Origin of the sequence: Klebsiella sp. A-Nf5, from assembly GCF_002810545.1 — a bacterium.
Classification (GTDB): domain Bacteria; phylum Pseudomonadota; class Gammaproteobacteria; order Enterobacterales; family Enterobacteriaceae; genus Klebsiella; species Klebsiella variicola.
This window is the reverse complement of record NZ_PIOG01000166.1, coordinates 1-607: the sequence shown is the minus strand read 5'-3', so window position 1 is coordinate 607 and position 607 is coordinate 1. Positions and strand designations below refer to the sequence as shown.

Sequence of the window (607 nt, the reverse complement as noted above, 5' to 3'; positions counted from 1 at the left end):
AGTTTTTAGAAACTAAACAATAGGTTAGCTTCTACAAGACACATCAAAACTAACTGATAAGTTAGGTGCTGATCAGAGATAGAACTAAGTTGGTATCTTACATTGCCTCGACAATCTTAACTACAAAGTCAGATTTAGGCTGCCCGCTACCATTTTCACAAAGATTGATGATGTTTAGCATACTCAAAAGGTGTCATTGCTTTACATTGTACTGTGTCCAAATAATCCGCCTACCACTGCAACATCAACCTACGTTCATCCAAATGCTCCGCCTTATGGATATAAGCCGCACGCACAGAGTTACGCTCAATATGGCTCATCTGACGCTCTACCGCATCCCTCGACCACAACCCTGATTCAATCAACGAGCTACAGGCCATTGTTCTGAAACCATGCCCACAAACTTCAACCTTCGTGTCATATCCCATGACGCGCAGTGCCTTGTTCACCGTGTTTTCACTCATGGGCTTATGAGGGTTATGATCGCCAACGAAAACAAAGTCACGATCACCACTTATCTTGTGGACCTGTTGAAGGATTACTAATGCCTGACGAGACAGGGAACTAAATGAGGTGTACGCATTTTCGAGCCACGCTGTGAATGCTT

Annotated in this window: 1 pseudogene; it reads right to left on the bottom strand. The window is 43.7% G+C overall.

The features are described from left to right. Positions 1-233: 233 nt before the first annotated feature. Positions 234-607, bottom strand: a pseudogene (locus CWM53_RS18170) (tyrosine-type recombinase/integrase); the annotation flags it as partial.